Source organism: Neisseria sp. P0008.S010 (assembly GCF_051962715.1).
Lineage (GTDB): Bacteria > Pseudomonadota > Gammaproteobacteria > Burkholderiales > Neisseriaceae > Neisseria > Neisseria elongata.
In genome coordinates this window covers 1-1045 of record NZ_JBQCVA010000114.1, presented here as the reverse complement: position 1 = coordinate 1045, position 1045 = coordinate 1, and the positions used below count along the sequence as shown (strand labels likewise).

3 protein-coding genes are annotated in these 1045 nt (G+C 51.1%); all 3 read right to left on the bottom strand.

Going from position 1 to position 1045, the window contains the following annotated elements:
• Positions 1–122 (bottom strand): tyrosine-type recombinase/integrase (locus tag ACTHSL_RS12725; protein WP_440381669.1); only part of this gene is annotated, 122 nt, incomplete at its 3' end.
• A 184-nt stretch (positions 123–306) separates the two neighbouring features.
• Complete coding sequence (locus ACTHSL_RS12720; protein WP_440381668.1) at positions 307–657, bottom strand: Arm DNA-binding domain-containing protein; 351 nt, start codon at positions 655–657, stop codon at positions 307–309.
• 32 nt (positions 658–689) lie between these two features.
• Entirely contained in the window at positions 690–878 is a 189-nt protein-coding gene (locus ACTHSL_RS12715; RefSeq protein WP_003782610.1) for a hypothetical protein, read from the bottom strand.
• Between the last annotated feature and the right edge of the window lie 167 nt (positions 879–1045).

The window sequence follows — 1045 nt, the reverse complement described above, 5'->3', positions numbered from 1 at the left end:
ACGGATGCTTTGTTTACGCGCACGCACTGCCTCTGGAAGTCGATGTCCTGCCAAGTGAGAGCGATGAGCTCGCTGGTACGCATACCGCTGAAGAAGGCCAGTTCGAAGTAATTGTGAAACACAGGTTCATTTTTCAGGTAGCCTAGGATGGCTTCGGCTTCTTCGAGCGTGAACGGGTCAGGCGGCTCTTTCTGCACTTTGGCGTTGGCCAGGTGCTGGGCGGGGTTGTCTTTTATCCTACCGTCGCGGAACGCAAGAACAAACGGCTGCCGAATAACGGTGGCGATGTTGTTGCGAGCTTTTGCGCTACAGTCTAAGGTAGCCAGCAGCCCGGCTAGGGTACTGTACTGGAATACGGTCTATCGGTATGTCGCCAATTTTGGGCAGAACGTGGCTGTTAAGCATGCCGCGATAGCGGGATAAGGTGGAGTGGGATAGCTGGTTAACGGTGGACAGCCAGGTTTCGGCCATCTCACGGAAAGTGGGGCTGCTTTCCGTTTCTTCCGCACGTTTGGAGTGGGGGAAGAATTCAGCGTAGTCGAATACGCCGATGGCGATTCGGGTACATATTTCTTCCCGGAGTTTGGTGGCGTGTCGGATGTTGGCGGTGGTGGGCTTGAGCGGCAGGCTTTCCCAACATCGTTTACCCCGATACATGAACCATATTTTGATACTATGGTCGCGAATAACTAAGCCGGTTGGCATTCGTTTCGTTGCCATTTTTCTACCTCTTTTACGTTGATTAAGATGTGGCGGTCAGGTGCACGGTAGTAGTGGAGTCCCTCTACCCAAACGCCGGTGCTAATTTTGTCCCTTAAAGCCTTTTCTGTATAGCCTGACAACTCGGCGTAACGTTTCAACTGGATTTGGTTCAGCATATTCAATCCTCCATATGAGTAATTAGGACTTGCAGTAAGTGGTCGTAGTACCGTAGCCAACCATGTGGCGGACATCAGGCAACCTGAGTCGTCTTTCTGTTTGCATTTTTTCTCCAAATTTAAAGTTCGCCTTTAAGCGGCTTAGTTAATCCATTGTCCACGGCAGA

Bases quoted from the DNA above. Each gene is read 5' to 3' on its own strand.
- ACTHSL_RS12720 (WP_440381668.1), bottom strand. From the start codon at position 657: ATGTATCGGGGTAAACGATGTTGGGAAAGCCTGCCGCTCAAGCCCACC.
- ACTHSL_RS12715 (WP_003782610.1), bottom strand. From the start codon at position 878: ATGCTGAACCAAATCCAGTTGAAACGTTACGCCGAGTTGTCAGGCTAT.